Genomic DNA, 21,879 nt, shown 5'->3' with positions numbered 1-21,879 from the left:
GCGGCGTGCGGCCGGATCCGCAGGTGGAGCGCGATGCCCCGGATCAGCCCACCGCGATGCACAAGAAGTCGTGGTGGGCGGTGCTCAAGCGCAGGGCGGCGGAGTTCAAGGACGATGGGCTCGCCGACTGGCAGCACGAGGGAGGGCGGTCAGAATGGTGACCTGTGCGCCGAGCTGACCCCTCAAATAGCGAACGGTGTGTGGTCCGCCCCGGCGACCTGGCCCGCTCGTCCTGCCACGGGCACGAAGACCTGCCTGCGGCTCCACGTCACCGGGCGCGTCAAGTACTCCGCCGGCGGGGTTCTAGGATCCCTGCGCAAGCTCCAGCGCCTCGTGGATGGCGACCCCTTCCGTATCGAGTTCACCGCATGAGGACCCGGCCGGGCGTCCCGCCCGGTACTGATCTCACCACCTGAACCAGGCATCATGAACCGGGCCCCCCGCAGCACCGCGCGCGCTGCGGGGCCCGGAAGGCTCGATCCGGCAGGCGATGCCGGGCGTGAATGGCGGAGGCAGAACATGGAAGCAGGCGCGGACGCACGCTCGCTCGACTGGGCGACGGCCTGGATGTGCGTCACTTTCACCCGTGGTCTGGGCCCCGAGGAGGTGTTCGCCCGGTACGGGGCCGATGCGGCCCAGGCGCGCCTGCTCGACTGGGACGCGGCCTCGGATCTGCCCTCGGGCGACTGCGGCGACGGGATGGTCTCGCTGCTGCGGTCCGGGAGGATCGGTGAATGGGCCTTCTGCGTCGAGGAGGAAGGTGGCATCGGCCTTGGGGAAGAATCGCTCGCGGAGTTGTCTCGGGGCACTGAGACGTACAGCGTGGCGACTACCGACGGAATCGACGTCTTCCAGTACTGGTGTGACGGCGAGTGCGTCGAGTACTTCGAGCCCGGCATGGAGCACACCCGGTCCGAACCGCTCGGCCCCTGGTGGGATCGGGTGGAAGCGGCGCTCGCCGCGCACGAAGGCGAGGATGCCGGGATGGCGCCTGTGGTGGCCCTCGTACTGGACCATCTCGGCATCACTCTGGACGACGCCGCCCTCACCGGGCCCTGGCCCAGCCTGACGCTCGCCGAGGACGACGCCCCGTCGGCGCCGCTGGGCGACACCTGCACGAAACCGGTTCCGCCCGGGACTGTCGAGATCTTGTAAGACCCCACGCTAGGGCCTGTTCGGAGTCGTGATCTCAGTCCCGGTGATCGCTTCCCGCAACCACGATCGAACTGGTAGATCTCTCGTGTGCTTTGACGTGAACTGAGAGATTCTGACTGGGAGTCAATTCGCCCTCACCTGCCGATCGGGCAGTACGGCCCCTATCCGGAACACTTGCGCGACCAGCTGGAGGGGATCATCTGGCGGTTCGGTACCGGCAGCCCGTGGCGGGACGTTGATGACGCCATGCTCTGCGGCCCCTTGGTCACGGTGCTGCTGCGCGACGACCAGCGTGCCGCGCTCGACGACGGGCCGTACCCGTCCGCCCCCGCCAGGAGCGAAACCCGGCCCCGGGGGCTTGGCCGGCTCATCGAATAGCGCGGCCAGAGGACTCGCCCTGACCGTGCCGAAGGGAACAGCAGGGTCCAAGGGCCTGGCGTGTGCCGGGAAGTCTGGGTTCCTGGTGGTGCGGCAAAACTGTGTGGGCCTACCACGTGGTGACCGTCCCTGAGAAGGGACAGGAGAGAGAAGTAGGGAAGATCGTGGGCAAGGGCGGGGCGTCCATACCGGACGAGGAGTGGGAGCGCTTCCTGCGGGAAGCTGAGGCCGGGACTTCCGGGGCACCTGAGGAGCCATCGGCGCGGGCCCGGATGGTGGCGCGGCGGCTGCGTAAGGAGAGCGGCCAGCCACAGGGGTGGCGGACTTACCAGCCAGCCCCGCGGCGACGGGGCGCAGGCTGGTACGTGGTCGGTCTGCTGGTCGCAGTCGGATTGCTGGCCGTGGCGCTGGACCCGGGCAGGGTGGTGGGCTGGTTCGGTGGCGGAGACGGTGGGAAAGCGCCGCTCGCCGCGGAGTCGGACCGTCCAAGTGGGCCGCCCGCGGCGCAGGGTCCAGCTCAGCTGCCCACCATCGAGGAGCCGTTCAGAGGATCGCCCGCGGATCAGTGGGGCAACGGGGCGAAGGGTGTCCACCTGCCTGAGGCGCGGCCGACCGGCTGGATGAGCCGGGAGCAGGTCGCGCAGGCGCTCGCCCGGACGCAGGACTTCCTGACCGGGACCAATCTGGATCCCGGTGTGCTGCGCGGGGAGCGCCCCGGGAATGCGATCGCGTTGATCAATCCGCATCAACGTGACGTCCAGGACTACCTGGCGGCCGCGCTCCGCGCGCCCAGTCGGCAGAGTGATCCCCTGCTGCTGTTCAGCCGCTTCACCACGACGAAGGTGCGGCTTGTCGGGAACGTGATCAAGTCACGAGGCCGGATCACGTACCGGGAAGGCGAGCGCGGCGCGGTCGAGGTGACTGCCGACGTCACGTACGTCTATCCGGTCGTACGCCCCGCAGCGGGGAGCGACGAAGTGGCGCGCACCATCGTGCGCCGCGAGATAGTGATGAGCTGGGACAACCCGGCGAAGGTGGTCACCGAGCCGGGGACGTTCTCCCTTGTCTCCTACAAGGTGGACACGACCAACGGCGGCTGCGACAACTCCACCGGCTACTTCACCCCCGAGTTCAGGGCCGAGCGAGCGGTCACAGGCTCGGGAGACGGCCATGAGGTCGACCCGTACGACCGGAGCACGCCGATGGATACACGCATGCGGGAGGCCGGGGAAGGGGAGTGCGGGACCGCCACACGATCGTGAGCGACAGAGACTTATCTTGTTTTTTATCTTCGTGCGTCACGCAGAGCGACGAGCGACTCGGGGCGTCTGACGGTTTTACCGACGTCGTAGCGGGGTGCACGCTGCCGGTTTCTCGCACCGAGTGGCCGTCCGGGGCCGGTGCCGCGGGGTTTGAGAACACTGGCCGGGCACAGGGCATGTGCGCGGATGTTCCTGAACCCGCGGCGGACTCGGGCCGGGGTCAACTGCTCGGACAGGACGGGCTTTTCCCAGGGGCGGCGGAGATCCGCGGTCAGGGAGCGGACGAGTCGGCCGGACGCCAACCGGAGGGTCATCTGCCCGGACGGCTGGGCCGCGAACAAGGGACACCCCGACACCACGACGGTTCCTCCCGACATCAGCACCAACGACAAGCCCAGTTGTAACGTGCCCCGCACTCTTCCGGACCGGAGTGCGGGGCTTGGCGTTTGTCAGGACTGAACACAGCGCTCATAACCCTCGACATGGCCTTCATCGTCCGGATCCGCCTGCTGCACGCGTCGGCCACCGCATGCCACGACGTCGCCCTCGGGCTGTCCGGCCGGGGCCCGGCGCCTTCCTTCCCTGGGGGTGGCCGGTTGCGGGTCAGTAGCCGGTGCCACGGTGGACCTGGTCCCGCTCGACCTCGGTGGTCGCACCCTTGTGATCCAAGGTGCTACACGCGTCGGCGATGTCCTGGGTCAGGCGCTTGATCTGCTCGCGGCTCAGGGTCTCCTTGACCAGGGCACGCAGGATCTTCACCCGCTGGGCGTTGGCCGGGAGCGTGTACGCCGGCACCATCCAGCCGCGCTCGGCTGAGAGCTGCCAGGCGATGTCGGACTCGTCGTAGGTGTGCTTGCCGGCGAGGCGGAAAGCGACCAGTGGCAGCTGCTCGAGGTCGCTGCCGATCACTTCGAAGCGGCCGCTGCTACGCAGGTTGTCCGCCAATGCGCGGGCGTTCTCCTGCATCGTCTCCATGACGTAGGTGTAGCCCTGGCGACCGAGCCGCACGAAGTTGTAGTACTGCGCGAGCACCATCGACGCGCCGGTAGAGAAGTTCAGCGTGAACGTCGCGTCGGTCTTGCCCAAGTAGTTCTCGTAGAACACGAGGTTCTTGGCCAGGTCGGACTCCTCGCGGAAGACCAGCCAGCCGATGCCGGGGTAGACCAGACCGTACTTGTGTCCCGAGACGTTGATCGAGCGGACCTGCTCGAGCCGGAAGTCCCATTTCGAATCCGGGTAGAGGAAGGGCCACACGAAGCCGCCGCTGGCGCCGTCAACGTGGATCGGGATGTCGAGGCCCCGCTCTTTGCGTACGTCCCGCAGGAGCTTGTCGATCCCCACGACGTCGTCCTTGTGGCCGGTGAACGTGGTGCCGAGGACGGCGACGACGCCAATCGTGTTCTCGTCGAGGTGGGGCTCCACGTCCTCCGGGCCGATCGTGTACTTGTCCTCGGCAAGCGGCACGATCCGCGGCTCGACGTCGAAGTAGCGGCAGAACTTCTCCCACACGACGTGGACGTCGCCGCCGAAGACCAGGTTGGGCCGGTCGACCGACAGGTTGGCCGCCTGGCGGCGCTCCCGCCACTTCCACTTCAGCGACAGCGCGCCGAGCATGATCGCCTCGGATGAGCCCTGGGTCCGACATCCGGTGGTCTTGCCCGGAGCGTGGAAGAGGTCGGCGAGCATGCGCACGCAGCGCCGCTCGATCTCGGCGGAGATGGGGTACTCCGCGTGGTCGATGAAGTTGCGGTGGAGGTTCTCGGCGATGATCCGTTGCGCCTCCGGCTCCATCCAGGTGGTGACAAACGTGGCGAGGTTGCGCTGCGGGTCGCCCTCCATGACGAGGTCCTCATCCAGCAGCCTCATGGCGTCCGTCGCGGTCATGCCCCCCTCGGGGAATTTCTCCGAGGGAGCGGGCGCGGTCAGGAAACGGTTGCCGAACAGAGCCGCGACGTCACTCTTAGTCATATCGACGACTCAACCACGTCCGGAGCGGGAGCCATGCTCAGAACCTGTGGATGGGGCTCAGCATGCACGCGAACGGCGTACCTTCCCGAGTGATCGACTCAAGTCACCGAGTAGGCCATCGCCGACGAGGCGGCGAACGCCGTGCGGGCGATCCGGTGACTGTGCACCTGTTCGGCTCCCGTCGGCCCGTCGGATCGCCGCCCCGAGATCGACCGATAGCTTCAAAATCGGCACTGAACGTCCGGATAGCGCGGATGTGCGTCCGGCACGGTGCAGCACCGCCCTCCGGTGCTACGGCCAGTGCAGCCAACGACTTCTAGAACGGGACCTTCGCATGGCCGGTGATCACCACTATGACGTCATCATCATCGGTACGGGAGCGGGCGGCGGCACGCTCGCCCACCGGCACCTGCGCTCACTTGACGAGGTCGCCGCGCTGAAGGAGACGGAGGGCGGGCCGATCATCGTCCACGGCAGCGCCTCCCTGAACCAGGCCCTTTCGGACGCCGGCCTGATCGACCGTTACCACCTGATCGTCTTCCCGCTGCTGCTCGGTGCGGGCAAGCGGCTCTTCAGCGCCACGGGCAAGGACACGCAGAAGTGAAGCTCGTCGAGCACGAGGTCTACGCCAACGGCCTGCAGAAGAACGTCTTCGACGTCGTCCGCCGACAAGGCTCGCGCACTCGCCCTGCCGTCGCGTCCCCGGACGTGGCACTCGTCGGAACGACTTGCTCGGCGGGCGTTGGCTCACCGCGCGGACCATTAAGAAGATGCCTGCGATGTGGAGCCCGGCCAGGTAGATGGCCGCGGTCTTCTCGTAGCGGGTGGCGATGCCGCGCCACTGCTACGTTCCGGCGTGGTCCGGCGAGATCGTAGGCTCTGGGCATGGTGGGTACACAGGGTCGCGGGTCGGAGCGGGGACCGGGGCGGCCGCGGGAGGAGCGGGTCACCGGGGCGGTCCTGAACGCGGTCGTCGACCTGGTCACCGAACAGGGGATCGGGGCCGTCACGATGGATGCCGTCGCCGCACGGGCCGGGGTGAGCAAGCCCGCCATCTACCGGCGATGGCCCACCAAGCAGGACCTGATCATCGCCGCTGCCGAGACCCGTATCGGCGTCCTGTCGGTGCCTGATCTGGGCGACTTCCGCGCGGAGCTCCGTTTTGTACTCACCACTCGTCTGGAGGCGTACCGGCTGCCGGGGTCGGACCGGCTGATCGCGGGCCTGATCGGAGCGGCGGCCGAGACCGGCGCGGTGCGGGGCCAGTACGCGCAGTACACCGAACGGATCACGAGCGAGACCAGGCGCATCCTCGAACGCGGGATCACACGCGGTGAGGTGCGGCCCGACACCGATGTCCGGGCCGCGGCGACCCTGGTGGCCGCACCGCTGCTCTTCCGGCTGATCGTCGAGCAGGAGCTGCCCGACGCCGCGCTGGTGGACACGCTGGTGGACCTCGTCAGCCACGCCGTCCGCTCGGCTGTCTGAGCGGCCTTCCGCCCCGGATTTCCGGCTCGATTTTTGATGGCTGCGGACCCTTGCCTCCGCACACTCTAATAACGATACTTCCGGTAACGATTTCCCGGCCCCCGTTACGGAGGATTCATGGACAGCGTCGTCACCGCCCCCGCCCCCACGCTCGACAAGCCCCTGATGCACTACGGGAAGCGCACGCTCGAGCGCATCGCGCCCGGCATGCCCCAGCCCGACTACCGGCTCCTGGACGTCTGCCCGCTCACCCCGCACATCGGCGCCGAGATCGAAGGCGTCGACCTCTCGCTCCCGATCGGCGAGGACCTCGCGGACGAGATCAGGCAGGCCCTGTTGGAGTGGAAGGTGCTGTTCTTCCGCGATCAGCACGCCTTCGCCCCGCAGCCCCAGCTCGCTTTCGCCGGCCTGTGGGGCGAGCCGGAGCCCAACCCCTTCTTCCCCAAGGGCGACACCGTCGGCGTCTCCCGCCTGGCCAAGGACGCGATGGCCATCGGCACCGAGAACATCTGGCACAGCGACCACTCGTTCATGGCCGCGCCGGCACTCGGCTCCGTCCTGCGTGCCGTCGAGGTCCCGTCCGCGGGCGGCGACACCATGTGGGCGGACATGTCGGCCGCGTACGACAACCTCTCCGAGGCCATGAAGGCCCGGATCGAGGGGCTCACCGCGGTGCACGACTGGGTGCCCAGCTGGGGCTGCTTGATGACCGAAAGCCAGATCGCCGCGCACCGCGAGAACCTGCCGGCCGTCGAGCACCCCGTGGTCGTCCACCACCCGCGCACCGGCCGCAAGCTCCTCTACGTCAACGAGCCCTTCACCACCCGGATCGTCGGACTGTCGGACCCCGAGAGCCGTGAACTGCTCGACGAGCTCGTCCTCCAGGCCCGGATCCCCGAGTACCAGGTGCGCTTCCGCTGGCAGCCGGGCTCCGTCGCGATCTGGGACAACATCGCCACCCAGCACTACGCGATCAGCGACTACTTCCCGCAGCGCCGTGTCATGGAGCGCATCGCGATCGCCGGCGTCCCGCTCTCCTGAACAGGCACCGGACCTCCCCTCCCCATCCAGTCTCCGCGGAGCCCTTGTGACCGACACCGATGTCGCACCCGCTGTGCCCGCCGGCCTCCCGAAGCCGACGAACAGATCGAGACGCCGTGCGTGGATCGTCACCGCGCTGCTCGTCGTCTTCATGATGATCAATTTCGCCGACAAGTCCGTGCTCGGTCTGGCCGCAGACCAGATCCGCGAGGACCTCGGCCTGTCCGCATCGGCCTTCGGACTCGCCAACAGCGCCTTCTTCCTGCTGTTCTCGATCTGTGGCGCCGCGGTGGGGCTGCTCGCCGACCGCATACGGCCCAAGTGGCTGCTGCTGGCGATGGCCGTTCTGTGGTCCCTCTCCCAGGCTCCTCTGGCCGTGGGCGGAGGGTTTGCGGTGCTCATCACCTCACGAGTTCTCCTCGGCGCCGCCGAGGGGCCCGCCTTCCCCGTCGCCCAGCAGGCCACGCTGTCCTGGTTCCCCAACCACCGGCGGAACCTGCCCGGGGCGCTGATCGTGCTGGGGGTCACCCTGGGAGTCCTGGTCGCCGCTCCCGTACTGACGTGGGTGATCCACCACCACGGCTGGCGCTCGGCCGTCGCCGTGGTGGCACTCGCCGGTGTGGTGTGGGCTCTGCTGTGGATCCCCCTCGGCGGAGAGGGACCGTACGCGGCCGCGTCGGACAAGGGCTCCCCGGCCTCGGCCGGCTCCGGCGACGGGACGGGGACGGGGACGGGTGAGGGGGCGGGGGCCGGAACCGGGACGGGGCCGGCCCGGCACAGGACGCCGTACCGCCGGATCCTCGCGACCCGTACCTGGATCGGTGCGACGACCGCCTACTTCGGCACCTACTGGGTCATCGCCTTCGCCCTGGTCTGGCTCCCTTCCTACCTCCATGACGGGCTGGGCTACTCCTCGGCCGTGTCCACCCAGTTGCTGATGCTGTTCTGGGGTGTGAGCGGCGTCGTCGTGCTCGGACAGGCGGGCCTGACCGGATGGCTGCTGCGCCGCGGGATCGCGAGCCGGTGGGCCCGCGGCCGGGTCGGCGGAATCCTCCTGCTCATCGGCGCCGCGGCATGCCTGGCCCTGCCGTCGGCCCCGGCCGGTGCCGCGACCGTCGTGCTTCTGGTCGCCGGATTCGGGCTCGCCGGAGCGATGAGCAGCGTCGCCGCCACCACTGTCACAGAACTGGCCCCGGCCGATCGCCGGGGCGGCGCCCTGGGCATCATGAACGCCGTGGTGACCATCGCCGGTCTGATCGCCCCGACGCTGATCGGGCGCCTCGTGGACACCCATGGAGCAGGGGGCTACCAGTACGCCGTCCTGATCACCGGTGGCGTGCTTCTGCTGAGCGGAACCGCCGCCGTCACGCTGATCGACCCGGACCGCGACGCGCGCCTGCTGTCCGCGTGACGACGCACCCTCGTCCCGTCTTCTCGGCGCCCGGGCCGGTTCCCCGGACAGCGCCGGGAAGCGGCCCCGCCCGCCCGACTCCCGACCTTCCCCAGGGAATGACGTGAACACCAGCACCCTCGACACCTCCTTCCTCGACCGCACCGTGACCGCCGTACGCGGCACCGCCGAGTCCTGGTCCGCCACCCCGCTCACCGAACGCATCGCCCTCCTGGAGCGGCTGCTGCCGCGCGTGGTCTCCCGTGCCCCCGAGCTGGCCGCTGCCGGTGCCCGCGCGAAGGGGTACGCACCCGATTCGCCGTGGGCCGCCGAGGACTGGATCGGCGGGCCGTGGGCCCTGGCGCAGAACGCCGCGGCGTATCTGCACGTGCTGCAGCGGATCGCCGCGGGCAAGGATCCCGTCGGCGCCAAGGCCGTCCACGAGGAGGAAGGCCGCACGCGAGTCGATGTCTTCCCCGCCACCGGCTGGGACACCCTCCTGCTCAACGGCTTCACGGCCCAGGTGTGGATGCGCCCCGGCACCTCTGCGGAGCAGGCACGGAGCCGTGCGGCGGGCGAGTACCGGGGCAGGCCGGGGCGCCCGGCCGTGGCTCTGGTGCTCGGCGCCGGCAATGTCGCCGCCATCACCGCGCTGGACATCCTGCACAAGCTCTTCGCCGAGGGCCAGGTCGTCATCGCCAAGATGAACCCGGTCAACGACTATCTACGCCCCCACTTCGAGTACGTCTTCGCCGAGTTCGTCGAACGCGGCTGGGTGCGCTTCGTCGACGGCGGCGCGGCCGAAGGCGGTTACCTCGCCGGCCACAAGAGCGTGGACGCCATTCACGTCACCGGCAGCGACCGCACCCACGACGCCATCGTCTGGGGCACCGACGAGGAAGCCGAGCAGCGCCGCCACGACGACCGGCCGCTTCTGGACAAGCCCTTCAGCAGTGAACTGGGCGGCGTCAGCCCCTGCATCGTGGTGCCGGGGCCGTGGAGCGACGCCGACTTCCGCTTCCAGGCCGAACACATCGTCACCAGCAAGATGAACAACTCCGGCCACAACTGCATCGCCAGCCAGATCCTTGTTCTGCCGCGCGACTGGGACGGCACCGAGCGGCTCCTGGCAGAGATCCGGCGGGTACTGCGCGAACTGCCTCCGCGCACCGACTACTACCCGGGCGCCGCCGGGCGCCTCGCCTCCGTCCTCGCCGCTCACCCGCAGGCGGAGATTCACGGCGACGGCTGCCGGCTGCTCGTCCCCGACATCACCGATAGCGACGACGTCCTCATCACCGACGAGGTCTTCGGCAGCGCGCTGGGCGTCGTACGCCTGCCCGGACAGGCTCCGGCCGCATTCCTGCGCCACGCCGTCGACTTCGCCAACGACACTCTCCCGGGCACGCTCGGCGCCACTCTGATCGTCCACCCGAGGACCGAGAAGGCCCACCGGGACGCGGTGCGCAGCGCGATCGCCGACCTGCGCTACGGCACCTTGGGCGTCAACTGCTGGTCGGCGGTCGGCTTCCTGCTCGGCTTCACACCGTGGGGCGCCTACCCCGGGCACACCCGCCAGGACATCGGCAGCGGCATCGGCTTCGTGCACAACGCCTTCATGCTCGAGGACATCGAGAAGACCGTGCTGCGCGCCCCGTTCACGCCCGCCCCGCGTGGCCTGGTCACGGGCGACCCGTCGTTGTCCCCTCGCCCGCCGTACTTCGTCACCAACCGCACCGCACTGACCACCGTGGAGCGCGTCACCCGCTTCACGGCCGCGCCGAGCGTGATGAAACTGCCTGCTCTCCTCGCATCCGCGTTGCGGGGCTGACTCCTTCGCGGATGGCGCAGGCATCGGTTCAGCGCAGCGCACCAGGATGCTTCGCCTGCGCACTGCCCTTGCCGTGACGTTGCCGTTCCACGGACGGGCTCCGGTGGCCGATTCCGCTCTTCCGCCGCTTACACCGACACATCCCACGGAGACCTCACATGCTCAATCTCGCCACCACGCTGGAGAACAGTGCCCGTGCCGTGCCCGACCGCACGGCAGTCGTGCTGGGCGTCCAGCGGCTGACCTACGCGGAGCTGGACGCGGCGGCCCGCCGCGTGGCCAACCTGCTCCGCTCGCGCGGCATCGGGCCGGGCGACAAGGTCGCGCTGTCCTGCCCGAACCTCCTCTGGTTCCCGATGGTCTACTACGGCATCCTCAAGGCCGGCGCGGTCGTCGTCCCGCTCAACGTTCTGCTCAAGGGCCGGGAGATCGCGTACCACCTGGCCGACTCCGAGGCCAAGGCCTACTTCTGCTTCGAGGGCGGCGCCGAGCTCCCGCTGGGGCAGGAGGGCTGGGCAGGCTTCGGCGGGACGCCAGGGTGCGAGCACTTCTTCCTGATGACTGCCGCCCCCACCGAGGACTCCCCGATCACCGGCGCCGAGACCCTGACGGCGGCGCTGGCCGGGCAGAGCACGGACTTCGACACGGTGGCCACCGAGTCCGGTGACACGGCAGTCATCCTGTACACCTCCGGCACCACGGGCCGCCCCAAGGGCGCCGAGCTCACCCACTCCAACGTGATGCTCAACGTGCTGACCTGCCACAAGCTGTTCGGCGAGATCGAGCACGACGTGCATCTGATCACCCTGCCGCTGTTCCACTCCTTCGGCCAGGTCGTCCAGATGAACGCCGGCCTTGCCTCAGGGGCGACGCTGGTACTGCTGCCGCGCTTCGACGCCCGCTCGGCCCTCGCCCTGATGCAGCGCCATGCTGTCACTTTCTTCGCGGGCGTCCCCACCATGTACTGGGCCCTGCTCGAAGAAGAAGCGCCCGACGTGGATCTGCCGCAGATCGCCAAGAATCTGCGGATGGCCGGCTCGGGGGGCTCGGCGCTCCCGGTCGAGATCCACCGCCGGTTCGCCGAGCGGTTCGGCGTCACCATTCTGGAGGGGTACGGCCTCTCCGAGACCAGCCCGGTGGCCACGTTCTCGCCACGCGGCGAGAAGGTGCGGCCGGGCTCCATCGGACGTCCGGTCTGGGGCGTGGAGGTGGACCTGGTCGGCAAGGACTGGGCCCCAGTTCAGGGTGCCGACGCGATCGGCGAGATCGTCATCCGCGGGCACAACGTGATGAAGGGCTACTTCAATCGGCCCGAGGCGACCGCCGAGGTGATGCGCGACGGCTGGTTCCGCACCGGGGACCTGGCCCATCGGGACGCCGACGGGTGGCTCTACATCGTCGACCGCGCCAAGGACATGATCATCCGTGGTGGCTTCAACGTGTACCCCCGGGAGATCGAGGAGGTGCTCCTCACCCATCCCGCCGTGAGCATGGCGGCTGTCATCGGCATGCCGCACGAGCGCCACGGTGAGGAGATCAAGGCCTGCGTGGTCCTCGCCCCGGGAGCGACGCTCTCCCAGGAGGAGCTGATCGCCTGGTGCAAGGAGGAGATGGCGGGCTACAAGTACCCCCGCCTGGTGGAGTTCTTCGCTGTCCTGCCCACCAACGCCACCGGCAAGATCCTCAAGCGCGAGCTCCGGGACGCGGGTACCGCGGATGCCGGCGCGATCGAGGGGGCCCGATGAGTACGCCGCCCGACAACGTCGACTACGTCGTCGTCGGAGCCGGCTCGGCCGGAGCCGCGCTCGCCGGCAGGCTGACCGAGAAGAGCACGGCCTCGGTCGCCCTTCTGGAGGCGGGCGGCCCGGACAAGAAGGCGGCCGCCCACATCCCCGCAGCCTGACTGCCGGCAGCAACGAGACGATGCGCATACCCAGAGCCCAGGCGTCTGACGAGGGCGGCGGGCTGCCGCGGCGGGTGGAGATCAGAGGGGTCCCGACTGCGGTACGTCGGTGCAGGGCGGCGTCCTCAAGGCTCGGGGTGCCGCAACGACCGGATCGGGTCGTGTGGCGCCCTGGCTTGAGTACCGAGGGCGGTCTGCGCACCGCTGGTTCCGTGGGTCGACGAGTCTCTGCTGACGGGGCAGCCGGCCGCTACCGCTACCGCCGACGCGTGAGTGTCAGCGATGGCTGCGGGATAACGCCCGGGTTGATGCGGGCATCAACTCCGCCGCCCGGTGCCGACGGTGCAGAGCGGAGCCCCCCTGCCTTCGGCAACGGCGAGGACGGGCAAGGTCATCGGCGGTGGCGCGGGGCGGACAGTGCGGCGGTGAAGTCGTCCAGGGCCGCGAGGTTGTGGGCGCTGACGACGGCGTCGCAGTAGGGCAGTGCGGCGGCCATGCCGGCGACGAGCGGACGGTAGCGGGGGCTTGCCGTGCGCGGGTTGACCCATACGACGCGGTAGGCGACCCGGGACAGCCGCGCCATGTGGGTGGCGAGGGCGGCGGGCCCGCCGGTGTCCCAGCCGTCGGAGATGATGACGACCACGGCGCCGTGCGCCATGCCCCGCCGGCCGAACCGCTCGTTGAACTCCGCAAGGCACTCCGCTATCCGGGTGCCCCCGGACCAGTCCGGGGCCGCCCGCCCGGCCCGTGCCAGGGCGTCGTACGGGCCAGCCCGCCGGAGGGAGGGCGTGAGGCGTGTGAGCCGGGTGGCGAAGGTGAAGACCTCGGCGTGGGCGGCGCGGACGGCACAGTAGAGCAGTTGCAGCATCGCGCGGGCATAGGGCTCCATCGATCCGGAGATGTCGCAGAGCACGATGAGGTCGCGGGGACGGGTGCGCGGCATGAAGCGGCGCAGTTGCAGCGGATATCCGCCGGTGCGCCGGCTGACAGAGAGGGTGCGGCGCACGTCGATGCGCTCACCCTGGAGCGCGGTGCGGCGCCGACGGGACGGCCGGGTCGGGGTGCGAAGCACAAGGGTGCGCATCACCTCGGAGAGCCGCGCCAGTTCCTCGGCGGACAGGTCCGCGAAGTCGCGGTCGGCGAGGCGGTCGAGCGGACTGGCGGCGAGGGGTACGGGAGCCTCCCGCGGCTGTGCGTCGGCCTCCCGGCCGCGTCTGTCCGCGGTGGCCTTCCGGGTGCCGGGGACGCGGCCGGGAACGGTGTCCGGGAGCGATCGGGCCGGGTCGCCGGGCTGCCCGCGCTGTGCTTCGCGGTCGGCCGGGCCGCCGAAGACCTCACGAAAGACCGCGTCGAACGGCTCGATCTGCTCGCGGTCGGACACCAGGGTGGCGAGCGCGCAGTGCCGCAGCTCGGGCGTCGTCGACGGTGCCAGCAGGGTGAGCGCCCGAGCGAAGCTCCGGGTACGGTCGGGGCCCACCGCGATCCCTGCGTCGTGCAGGGCGGCGGTGAACGAGGCTGCCAGTTCCGGCAGGTCAGGCATCGGAGCCTGCCTCCGCGTCGACCAGCTCCGCCAGTCCGGCCCGGCGCACTGCCTCCAGGTCCTCGGCGTACTTGAGTACCGCCCCCAGAGTGCGGTCGGCGGCGTCGGCGTCGAGAACGGAGAGCCCCAGCGCGTGCAGCGCGCCCGCCCAGTCGATCGCCTCGGCGATGCCGGGCGGCTTGGTGAGCTCCTGCCGAGCACGCAGGCGCGCCACCCCGCGCGCCACGCGCGCGGCCAGCCACTCGGCCGACTCCGGCACCCGTCTGCGGATGATCGCGGCGACTCGTGCGGTGTCCGGGTAGTCGATCCAGTGGTAGAGGCAGCGGCGTTTGAGCGCGTCGTGCAGATCCCGGGTGCGGTTGGAGGTCAGTACGGCCACCGGCGGCACCGCAGCCGTCCGGGTGCCCAGTTCGGGGATGGTGACCGCGGCATCGGCGAGCAGCTCCAGCAGAAACGCCTCGAATTCGTCGTCGGCGCGGTCCACCTCGTCGATGAGCAGCACCGCCGGCCGCGGTCCCGGGTGGCAGATCGCGGCGAGCAGCGGCCGTGGCAGCAGGTAGTCCTCGGCGAACAGGTCGGCGTCCCGCAGGGGCTCCCCGCGGGACTCGGCCAGCCGGATGGCCAGCAGTTGCCGTGGATAGTTCCACTCATAGAGGGCCTCGGCCGAGGACAGTCCCTCGTAGCACTGCAGCCGGATCAGCGGGGTGTCGAGCACGGCGGCGAGCGCGCGGGCCGCCTCGGTCTTGCCGACACCGGGCTCGCCCTCCAGCAGGATCGGCTGCCGCATGCGCACGGCCAGCAGCAGCGCCGTGGCCAGGGCGTCGTCGGCCAGGTAGCCGACGGCGTCCAGACGCGAGCGCAGGGCGGGGACGTCGGGTACGAGGGGGTCGAGGTCAGGCATGAGCGTAACGGGAGGGGTCGTCGGCGAAGGCGTGCTGGCACCCCGGCCCGCAGAAGTACACCCTGCTGCCGGCCCGGTCCAGTGAGAGGGTGGCGGGCGTGATCGCCACGGCCATGCCGCACACGGGATCCACGTCCTGGACTACGGCCTGCGGCGCGGCGGAGTCGGCTCCGGGGCGCACGGCTCGGGCCACCTGCGGCCGCAACGCGATGATCTCGGCGTACACCGACAGCGCGATCTCTCCCGGGGTCCGCGCGCCGATGTCCAGGCCGGCCGGGGTGTGGACGTGCGCGCGTTGTTCCTCGGTGAGACCCAGCCCGGCGAGCACCGCCGCGCCGCGCTTCGGACTGGCCACCAGCCCGATGTACGGGATCCCGGCGCGTGCAGCCTCGGTCAGCACAGTCTCCTCGTCGCGGCCGTGCGTGGCGATGACGATGACGTACAGATCGGGTGGCAGCGGCTCCCCGGGCGAGGCTGGTCGGGCGTCGAGGCCGAGCGCACGACCGACGTCGAGCAGAGCGCGGGCGATGGGGGCGTGTCCGTAGACGTACGCCAGCGCCTGGGGGAGGTTGGCCTCCAGGAAGATGTCGAGCGTCCCACCCGACAGGCAGGGGTTGGCCACCGTGACCAGGCCTTCGCCCGGCTCCTGCGCGCCTTCGGCCCCGGTGTCCGCGGCGGGCGTGATCCTCAGCATCAGCGACTCGCCGGTCTCCAGCACCCGCAGGCCCTGCAGTTGCACCGTCGTCTCGGCGCATGTGCCGCCCACGAAGCCCTCGACGGTGCCGTCGGGCAGCACCAGCGCGCTGTCCCCGGGCTTGGCGCTCGTGGGCCGTTCCGCGTGGACGACGGTGGCCAGGACGAACGGGGTCCGGCCGTGCCGGAGCACGTCCGCGCGGGCCAGCAGTTCGGTGTTCGTCATCGCGGTGGCCTCAGGTGATCGCCAGGTCGGTGCGCAGCGGCCGGCCCTGGGCGGCCCGCCACACCGCGGCGGGCGTCAGCGGCATGTCGACATGGCGTACGCCGAGCGGCTTCAGCGCGTCGACCACGGCGTTGACCACCGCGGCGGGCGAACCCACCGTGGCTGACTCGCCGACGCCCTTGGCTCCGATGGGGTGGTGCGGGGAGGGGGTGACCGTCTCGCCGAGCTCCCAGGACGGGCACTCGACCGAGGTGGGCAGGAGATAGTCCATGAACGACCCGCCGAGGCAGTTGCCGTCCTCGTCGAAGGCGATCACCTGCATCAGCGCCATGCCGAGGCCGTCGGCGAGTCCGCCGTGCACCTGGCCCTCGACAATCATGGGGTTGATCCGGTTGCCGCAGTCGTCCACGGCGATGAACCGGCGGACCTTCACCTGACCGGTGTCCGCGTCCACGTCGGTGACGCATATGTATGCGCCGAAGGGGAAGGTGAGGTTCGGCGGGTTGTAGACGCAGGTCGCGTCCAACTGGCCCTCGACACCCTCGGGCAGCTCCAGGTTGGAGTGCGCCGCGAGGGCGATCTCGGTGATGGTCCTTCCCTGGTCGGGGTCTCCTGTGACGAACCAGCGGCCCTTCTCCCATTCCAGGTCGTCCGCGTTCACTTCGAGCATCGCCGAGGCCACGAGCCTCGCGCGCTCGCGCACCTTGCGGGAGACCATTGCCGCCGCCGCTCCGGACACCGGTGTCGAACGGGAGCCGTAGGTACCGAGCCCGAACGGGGTCTGGTCGGTGTCGCCGTGCACCACCTCGACGTCCTCGGGCGGGATGCCCAGCTCCTCGGCGACGATCTGCGCGAAGGTCGTCTCGTGGCCCTGGCCCTGGGTCTGCACGGAGATCCGCAGCACCGCCTTGCCGGTCGGGTGAACGCGCAGTTCGGCACCGTCGGCCATGCCCAGCCCGAGGATGTCCATGTGCTTGCGCGGGCCGGCGCCGACGGCCTCGGTGAAGAAGCTGACCCCAACTCCCATCAGCTCGCCGCGCTCGCGCTTCTCGGCCTGCTCGCTGCGCAGGTCCTCGTAGTGCGCCATCTCCATCGCCAGCCGCAGGGCCCGCGGGTAGTCGCCGGAGTCGTACTCCCACCCGGTCTGCGTCCGGTAGGGGAACTGCCCTGGTCGCAGCAGGTTGCGCAGCCGCAGCTCGGCCGGGTCCTCGCCGAGCTCGGCCGCGAGCAGGTCGACCATCCGCTCGACCAGGTACACGGCCTCGGTGACGCGGAACGAGCAGGCGTAGGCGACACCGCCGGGAGCCTTGTTGGTGTAGACGCCCGTCACGGTGCAGTGAGCGGCGGCCAGGTCGTACGAGCCGGTGAAGACGCCGAAGAAGCCGGCGGGGAAGTTGGACGGTTGCGCGGTTGAGTTGAAGGCGCCGTGGTCGGCGATCACATGGACCCGCAGGGCCTGTATCTTCCCGTCCTTCGTCGCCGCGATCTCCCCGTGCATGTGGTAGTCGCGGGCGAAGGAGGTACTCATCAGGTTCTCCGAGCGGTCCTCCACCCACTTGACCGGCTTGCCGGTGACAATCGAACCGACGACCGCGCACACGTAACCGGGGTAGATGCCGACCTTGTTGCCGAAGCCGCCCCCGATGTCCGGGGAGATGATCCGGATTTTGTGCTCCGGGATGCCGGACACCATTGCGTAGAGCGTGCGGTGTGCGTGCGGGGCCTGGGTGGTGGACCACACCGTCAGCTTCCCGGTGATGGCGTCCATGTCCGCCACGGTGCCGCAGGTCTCCAGCGGCGCCGGGTGCACCCGCGGGTACAGCATGTCCTGCTCCACCACGACGTCGGCTGCTGAGAAGACCTCGTCGGTGCGCTCCTTGTCGCCCGCCGACCAGTCGAAGATGTGGTTGTCGGTCTGCTGTTCCTTGTCGTCGCGGATCACCGGCGCGTCCGGGTCGAGCGCCCGGCGGGCGTCCACGACCGGCGGCAGCGGTTCGTATTCCACATCGATCAGTTCAAGGGCGTCCCGGGCGGCGTAACGGTCCTCGGCGACGACGAAGGCGACCTCCTGGCCCTGGAAGCGCACCTTGTCGGTGGCCAGCACCGCCTGAGTGTCGTGCGAGAGCGTGGGCATCCAGGCCAGCCCGAGACCGGCCAGGGTCTCCCCGGTGATCACGGCCTTGACCTTCGGGTGCGCCTCGGCGGCGCTGGTGTCGACGGACACGATCCGGGCGTGCGCCATGGGGCTGCGCAGGACGGCGCCGTGCAGCATCCCGGGCAGCTGGACATCGTCGACGTAGGTCCCGTGGCCGCGGACGAACCTCGCGTCCTCCTTGCGGGTCATCCGTCCGAAGCCGACCGGCCGTTCCCCGGTGGTCGTCATGCCCGCACCTCCTCGCGGCCGGGCGCCTGCTCGGCGCCCGTATCGGCGGTCCGCGCCCCGCCGTCGTGCTCGGCGGCCCAGCGGATGGAGCGCACGATGTTCTCGTAACCGGTGCAGCGGCACACTTGTCCGGAGATGGCCTTGCGGATGTCGTCCTCGGACGGATCCGCGTTGTGGTCGAGCAGCCAGCGGGCGGTCATCATCATCCCCGGCGTGCAGAAGCCGCACTGCAGCCCGTGGCAGGCGACGAATCCCTGCTGCACCGGGTCGAGTTCGGCCCCGTGCGCCAAGCCCTCGACGGTCCGCACCTCATGGCCGTCGGCCATCACCGCGAGCACGGTGCAGGACTTCACCGGCGTCCCGTCCAACCAGACGGCGCACACCCCGCAGTTGGAGGTGTCGCAGCCCCAGTGGGTGCCGGTGAGCCCGAGTTCGTCGCGCAGGAAGTGCACGAGCAGCAGCCTGGGCTCCACGTCCCTCGTGTGCTGCTCGCCGTTCACGGTCACGGTGATCCGCATGTCACGCCTCCTGCCCCTGGGCGCGGGCGGCCGCGGCGCGCAGCGCCCGCGCAGTGAGCTCCCCGGCCAGATGCCGCTTGTAGTCGACCGGGCCGCGCTGGTCTGCTGTCGGCTTGCACTCCTGCGAGGCGATCCGGCCCGCCTCGGCGAAGCCCTCGTCGTCCGGCCGTCTGCCGCGCAGGAAGTCCTCGGCCCGCTCGGCCACGAACCGTGGGGCACCCACTGCGGTCAGCCCGATCCCGGCCTCGGTGATGACCCCGTCGGAGATCTCCAGCACCGCTCCTGCGGCGACGACCGCCCAGTCGCCGACCCGGCGCTCGACCTTGCGGTAGGCGCTGGCGTGCGAACGGATGGGCACTCGGATTTCCACCAGAAGCTCCGCTTCGTCGAGCGCGGTCTCGTACGGCCCGAGGAAGAACTCCCTGATCCCGATGGTGCGCCTGCCGCCGGGGCCTTGGGCGACAAGGGTCGCCCGCAGTGCCGAGAACGCCGCGGACAGGTCCTCCGACGGATCGGCCTGGCACAGCGAGCCGCCCACGGTGCCGCGGTTGCGTACGAGCGGATCGGCGATGACCCGTTCCGCGTCCCGCAGGATGGGGAAGTGCTCGCCGACGACCGGCGAGGCGAGCAGCTCCGCGTGTCGGACCATCGCTCCGACGGACAGTTCGTGCCCGTCCACCCGGATCAACGCCAGCTCGCCGAGGCCGTTGATATCGATCAGGGCTTCGGGCTGGGCCAGCCGCAGCTTCATCATCGGCAACAGGCTGTGTCCGCCCGCCACCACCCGGGCCTCGGGGCCGTACCGTGTGAGCAGCTCGATCGCCTGCTCGAGGCTGGTGGCCGTCTCGTACTGGAAGGCAGCTGGAACCTGCATCGGGCCCTCCTGGAATGCTGCGCCCGTTGTGCAGTGATGCTGCGCTCTTCCTCACCGGCCATGCAATGGGTCGATAAGCATTCACTTATCCCTCTAAACGAGGGAAAATCGAAAGGTGACCGTCACACAGCTCAGCACCTTCGTGCTGGTTGCCCGGCTCGGTTCGGTGGGCGCCGCCGCGCGGGCTCTGGACGTGAGCGAGTCAGCGGTGTCGCAGGCGCTCACTGCGCTGCGCACCCACTTCGGCGATCCGCTCATCCGGCGCACCGGCGGCGGTGGGATGCGCCTGACGCCCGCGGGGGCGCGGCTGCTGCCGGTTGCGTCGCGGATGGTCGCGCTGAGCGCGGATGCCGAGGCGGCGGTGCGGGCGGCGCGGGGTGCGCCCGACGAGCTGCGGGTCGTCGCCACGAGCACGCTGGCCGAGTTCGTGCTCCCGTCGCTCGTGGAGGCCTTCGACGGCCGCTCGGGGCGCAGGACCGAGACCTCGTTCGGGGTGGCCGTCGGCAACGAGATACGCGTGCTGGTGGAGAACCGGCTGGCCGACGTCGCCCTCGGGCCGTACCTTGGCGCCGTTCGCAGGGGCGAACTCGTCAGCGAGCCGCTGTTCCGCACCCAGCTGGTCGTAGTGACCGGCGCCAGGTCGCCGCGGCCGCCCGGTCCGCCGCCGCAGTGGTCGTGGCTGGTCGACTCCTCCGGAACCGATCCAGACGCGGATTCCGGGCGGCTGCTGCGTCGGCTCGGTGTGGCCGAGGGGCACGTGTGGGTGTTCCCCAACCAGGCCGCGACCTGGGCGGCCGCCGCCGAGGGCGCGGGGGTGGCACCAGCGTTGGCCCATCTGGTGTCGCCCCGCATCCGGCGTGACGAGCTGCGCATACTGGAGACCCCAGCCACGCCGTCGGACGCCACGTGGCACGCCACCGTCCTGCAGCCCGAGCACCGTTCCCCGGCCACCGACGCGTTCCTGCACTTCCTGCACACCCCCGCGGCGACCCGCATCATGCGCGCGCCCGGCGCGGGCGTCCCGCCCTCCCGGTTCCGGCCGCCGGTGTACGTCACGCTCTGGGGCCGGTGAGAGAGCAGGCTTTCCCCCCGTAGCGGCGGGCCTGGCTTGTGTTTTCGAGGGCCCGGTCCGGCGAGCTGACCACGGCGGAACGCGAGGAGCTCCAGCGGCTGCGCCTGGGGACGTCCAGGGGACGGTGAGGGGACGTAAGTTCCCGACCGCAGCTTCGCGCCGTTCAGGGCTGCTGGGCTGTCTCGCCGCGGGTGCGCTCGTATTCGGCCTGGTCCAGGATCTGCCAGGCGGCCTGGCCGATGGCGAGGACACCGCGGGCCGGCAGGGGGACGCCACCGATCCGCGGATTCTCCTGCAGTTGAACGGGGCGTCCGAGGTCTGCGCCATCAAGCGTGGCTCGTGAGGCGTCGATGAAGTACATCTGCTGTGGCATCAGCGTTCCGGGGTGGCCGCTCGGCATCACGCCGGTCAGCTCCAGGCGGCCCAGCCCCAGCGCCCGTGCCAATCGCTCGCGCGCCCCCACCAGAGCTCGGAGACGCCATGTCGCCAGCGGCAGCGCCACGCTGACATGGTTCAGCAACCCGAGGAGTCGGGTCACGGAGGCGGTGAGAGTCCAGTTCAGAGAGGGTGAATCCATCGTCACCCGCAGGGAGGCCGGGGCCGTCCACGTGAGACCGATCCGGGCGTGGCCCGTGTGATCGCAGGCCGCGCCGTAATACCTCGGGCATGCCGTGTCGAGTCGCTCCCCGTCGACGTAGATCGACCACCTGCCGCTCGGGTCGCGATGCCACACCGTGCGATAAGGACCGAAGGAGCTCTCCGGAAACACGCGCAGCGCGAGCACGTGACCGGAGTCGAAAGGCAGCCCGAACACGCCCCAACCCTTGACGTACTCGTGGTTCGGCCAGGGGGCCCGTCCCCGTCCCGCCGGGATCCCCGACAACTTGGTCGACAAATCGAGCATCTGCGCCACCTCGTTCCGGACAGCTCCGGGCCTGCACCCAGAATGCCAGCAACTGACTGGCTGGACACTGTGGGACGACCTGGTCCAGCTCGTGAACGGCGGCACCACCAGCCGGGCCGCGCGGGGTCGCCGATCTTCACAAGCGATGGTTCTTGAGGATTGCGGGCGATCGCTCTCGTGCACTTCGATCCCGTCCTACCGGGACGCGGTCAGGACCCCGGTAACGCCGATCGCTGTCGGCGTGCGGGTGCGAGCCCAGCAGGACAATGAGGTCGGATGGGAGCTCCGGACTGTCCCGAGTTGTGTTCGGTACAGCGTCAGGACCCGGACGGTACCCCTTGACCGGAGTGGA

Annotated in this window: 19 protein-coding genes and 2 pseudogenes; 12 read left to right on the top strand and 9 right to left on the bottom strand. The window is 70.1% G+C overall.

Annotated elements, in window-relative coordinates; all coding sequences use genetic code 11:
* The first annotated feature begins 23 nt into the window (after positions 1-23).
* The 4 genes from ACFYXH_RS06550 to ACFYXH_RS06535 all read left to right on the top strand — a co-directional run bounded on the left by ACFYXH_RS06550 (position 24) and on the right by ACFYXH_RS06535 (position 2,795).
* Positions 24-161 (top strand): hypothetical protein, encoded by a 138-nt coding sequence (locus ACFYXH_RS06550; RefSeq protein ID WP_389561021.1) that lies wholly within the window; start codon positions 24-26, stop codon positions 159-161.
* A gap of 358 nt (positions 162-519) precedes the next feature.
* Positions 520-1,155 (top strand): DUF6461 domain-containing protein, encoded by a 636-nt coding sequence (locus ACFYXH_RS06545; protein ID WP_389561020.1) that lies wholly within the window; start codon positions 520-522, stop codon positions 1,153-1,155.
* 102 nt (positions 1,156-1,257) lie between these two features.
* Positions 1,258-1,533, top strand: coding sequence for a transposase (locus ACFYXH_RS06540; protein ID WP_389561290.1), 276 nt, complete (start codon positions 1,258-1,260; stop codon positions 1,531-1,533).
* A 164-nt stretch (positions 1,534-1,697) separates the two neighbouring features.
* Positions 1,698-2,795 carry a hypothetical protein gene (locus tag ACFYXH_RS06535; RefSeq protein ID WP_389561289.1) on the top strand — a complete coding sequence of 366 codons (1,098 nt, stop codon included), beginning with the start codon at positions 1,698-1,700 and terminating at the stop codon, positions 2,793-2,795.
* Positions 2,796-2,818: 23 nt separating this feature from the next.
* Here the strand turns inward: ACFYXH_RS06535 and ACFYXH_RS06530 are convergent.
* A pseudogene (locus tag ACFYXH_RS06530) lies at positions 2,819-3,085 on the bottom strand (transposase); the annotation flags it as partial.
* Positions 3,086-3,398: 313 nt separating this feature from the next.
* Entirely contained in the window at positions 3,399-4,763 is a 1,365-nt protein-coding gene (locus ACFYXH_RS06525; protein ID WP_389561019.1) for a glutamate decarboxylase, read from the bottom strand.
* A 409-nt stretch (positions 4,764-5,172) separates the two neighbouring features.
* Here ACFYXH_RS06525 and ACFYXH_RS06520 point away from each other — a divergent pair.
* The 7 genes and pseudogenes from ACFYXH_RS06520 to ACFYXH_RS06490 all read left to right on the top strand — a co-directional run.
* A pseudogene (locus ACFYXH_RS06520) lies at positions 5,173-5,429 on the top strand (dihydrofolate reductase family protein); the annotation flags it as partial.
* A gap of 219 nt (positions 5,430-5,648) precedes the next feature.
* The gene (locus ACFYXH_RS06515) at positions 5,649-6,251 is read left to right on the top strand and encodes a TetR/AcrR family transcriptional regulator (protein ID WP_389561018.1); all 603 of its coding nucleotides are present in this window, start codon (positions 5,649-5,651) and stop codon (positions 6,249-6,251) included.
* 117 nt (positions 6,252-6,368) lie between these two features.
* Positions 6,369-7,292 carry a TauD/TfdA dioxygenase family protein gene (locus ACFYXH_RS06510; RefSeq protein ID WP_389561017.1) on the top strand — a complete coding sequence of 308 codons (924 nt, stop codon included), beginning with the start codon at positions 6,369-6,371 and terminating at the stop codon, positions 7,290-7,292.
* A 46-nt stretch (positions 7,293-7,338) separates the two neighbouring features.
* Complete coding sequence (locus tag ACFYXH_RS06505) at positions 7,339-8,703, top strand: MFS transporter (protein ID WP_389561016.1); 1,365 nt, start codon at positions 7,339-7,341, stop codon at positions 8,701-8,703.
* A 103-nt stretch (positions 8,704-8,806) separates the two neighbouring features.
* Positions 8,807-10,513 carry an aldehyde dehydrogenase family protein gene (locus ACFYXH_RS06500; protein WP_389561015.1) on the top strand — a complete coding sequence of 569 codons (1,707 nt, stop codon included), beginning with the start codon at positions 8,807-8,809 and terminating at the stop codon, positions 10,511-10,513.
* Between the two features lie 158 nt (positions 10,514-10,671).
* A complete protein-coding gene (locus ACFYXH_RS06495) occupies positions 10,672-12,258 on the top strand; it encodes a long-chain fatty acid--CoA ligase (protein WP_389561014.1) in 1,587 nt (528 codons plus the stop codon).
* Complete coding sequence (locus tag ACFYXH_RS06490; protein ID WP_389561013.1) at positions 12,255-12,416, top strand: hypothetical protein; 162 nt, start codon at positions 12,255-12,257, stop codon at positions 12,414-12,416. Before ACFYXH_RS06495 ends, ACFYXH_RS06490 begins: the two co-directional genes overlap by 4 nt.
* A 391-nt stretch (positions 12,417-12,807) precedes the next feature.
* On the opposite strand, the gene ACFYXH_RS06485 is transcribed toward ACFYXH_RS06490, so the two are convergent.
* Genes ACFYXH_RS06485 through ACFYXH_RS06460 form a run of 6 tightly spaced genes read right to left on the bottom strand, consistent with a single transcriptional unit; the run spans position 12,808 to position 19,551 of the window.
* Positions 12,808-13,956, bottom strand: coding sequence for a VWA domain-containing protein (locus ACFYXH_RS06485; protein WP_389561012.1), 1,149 nt, complete (start codon positions 13,954-13,956; stop codon positions 12,808-12,810).
* Positions 13,949-14,857 (bottom strand): MoxR family ATPase, encoded by a 909-nt coding sequence (locus ACFYXH_RS06480; RefSeq protein WP_327323416.1) that lies wholly within the window; start codon positions 14,855-14,857, stop codon positions 13,949-13,951. Before ACFYXH_RS06480 ends, ACFYXH_RS06485 begins: the two co-directional genes overlap by 8 nt.
* On the bottom strand, positions 14,850-15,776 hold the full coding sequence (locus ACFYXH_RS06475; RefSeq protein ID WP_389561011.1) for an XdhC family protein: 927 nt from the start codon (positions 15,774-15,776) through the stop codon (positions 14,850-14,852). Before ACFYXH_RS06475 ends, ACFYXH_RS06480 begins: the two co-directional genes overlap by 8 nt.
* 10 nt (positions 15,777-15,786) lie before the next feature.
* Entirely contained in the window at positions 15,787-18,159 is a 2,373-nt protein-coding gene (locus ACFYXH_RS06470) for an aerobic carbon-monoxide dehydrogenase large subunit (RefSeq protein ID WP_389561010.1), read from the bottom strand.
* On the bottom strand, positions 18,156-18,677 hold the full coding sequence (locus ACFYXH_RS06465) for a (2Fe-2S)-binding protein (protein WP_362676273.1): 522 nt from the start codon (positions 18,675-18,677) through the stop codon (positions 18,156-18,158). Before ACFYXH_RS06465 ends, ACFYXH_RS06470 begins: the two co-directional genes overlap by 4 nt.
* 1 nt (position 18,678) lies before the next feature.
* Positions 18,679-19,551 (bottom strand): FAD binding domain-containing protein, encoded by an 873-nt coding sequence (locus tag ACFYXH_RS06460; RefSeq protein ID WP_389561009.1) that lies wholly within the window; start codon positions 19,549-19,551, stop codon positions 18,679-18,681.
* 115 nt (positions 19,552-19,666) lie between these two features.
* On the opposite strand from ACFYXH_RS06460, the gene ACFYXH_RS06455 reads away from it, so the two are divergent.
* Positions 19,667-20,623 carry a LysR family transcriptional regulator gene (locus ACFYXH_RS06455; protein ID WP_389561008.1) on the top strand — a complete coding sequence of 319 codons (957 nt, stop codon included), beginning with the start codon at positions 19,667-19,669 and terminating at the stop codon, positions 20,621-20,623.
* A 163-nt stretch (positions 20,624-20,786) separates the two neighbouring features.
* Here the strand turns inward: ACFYXH_RS06455 and ACFYXH_RS06450 are convergent, their stop codons facing one another.
* Entirely contained in the window at positions 20,787-21,527 is a 741-nt protein-coding gene (locus ACFYXH_RS06450) for a hypothetical protein (RefSeq protein ID WP_389561007.1), read from the bottom strand.
* Positions 21,528-21,879 lie beyond the last annotated feature (352 nt).

The sequence above is a fragment of the Streptomyces sp. NPDC002730 genome (assembly GCF_042888805.1).
Classification (GTDB): Bacteria; Actinomycetota; Actinomycetes; order Streptomycetales; family Streptomycetaceae; genus Streptomyces.
This window is presented reverse-complemented; position numbering and strand designations above follow the sequence as displayed.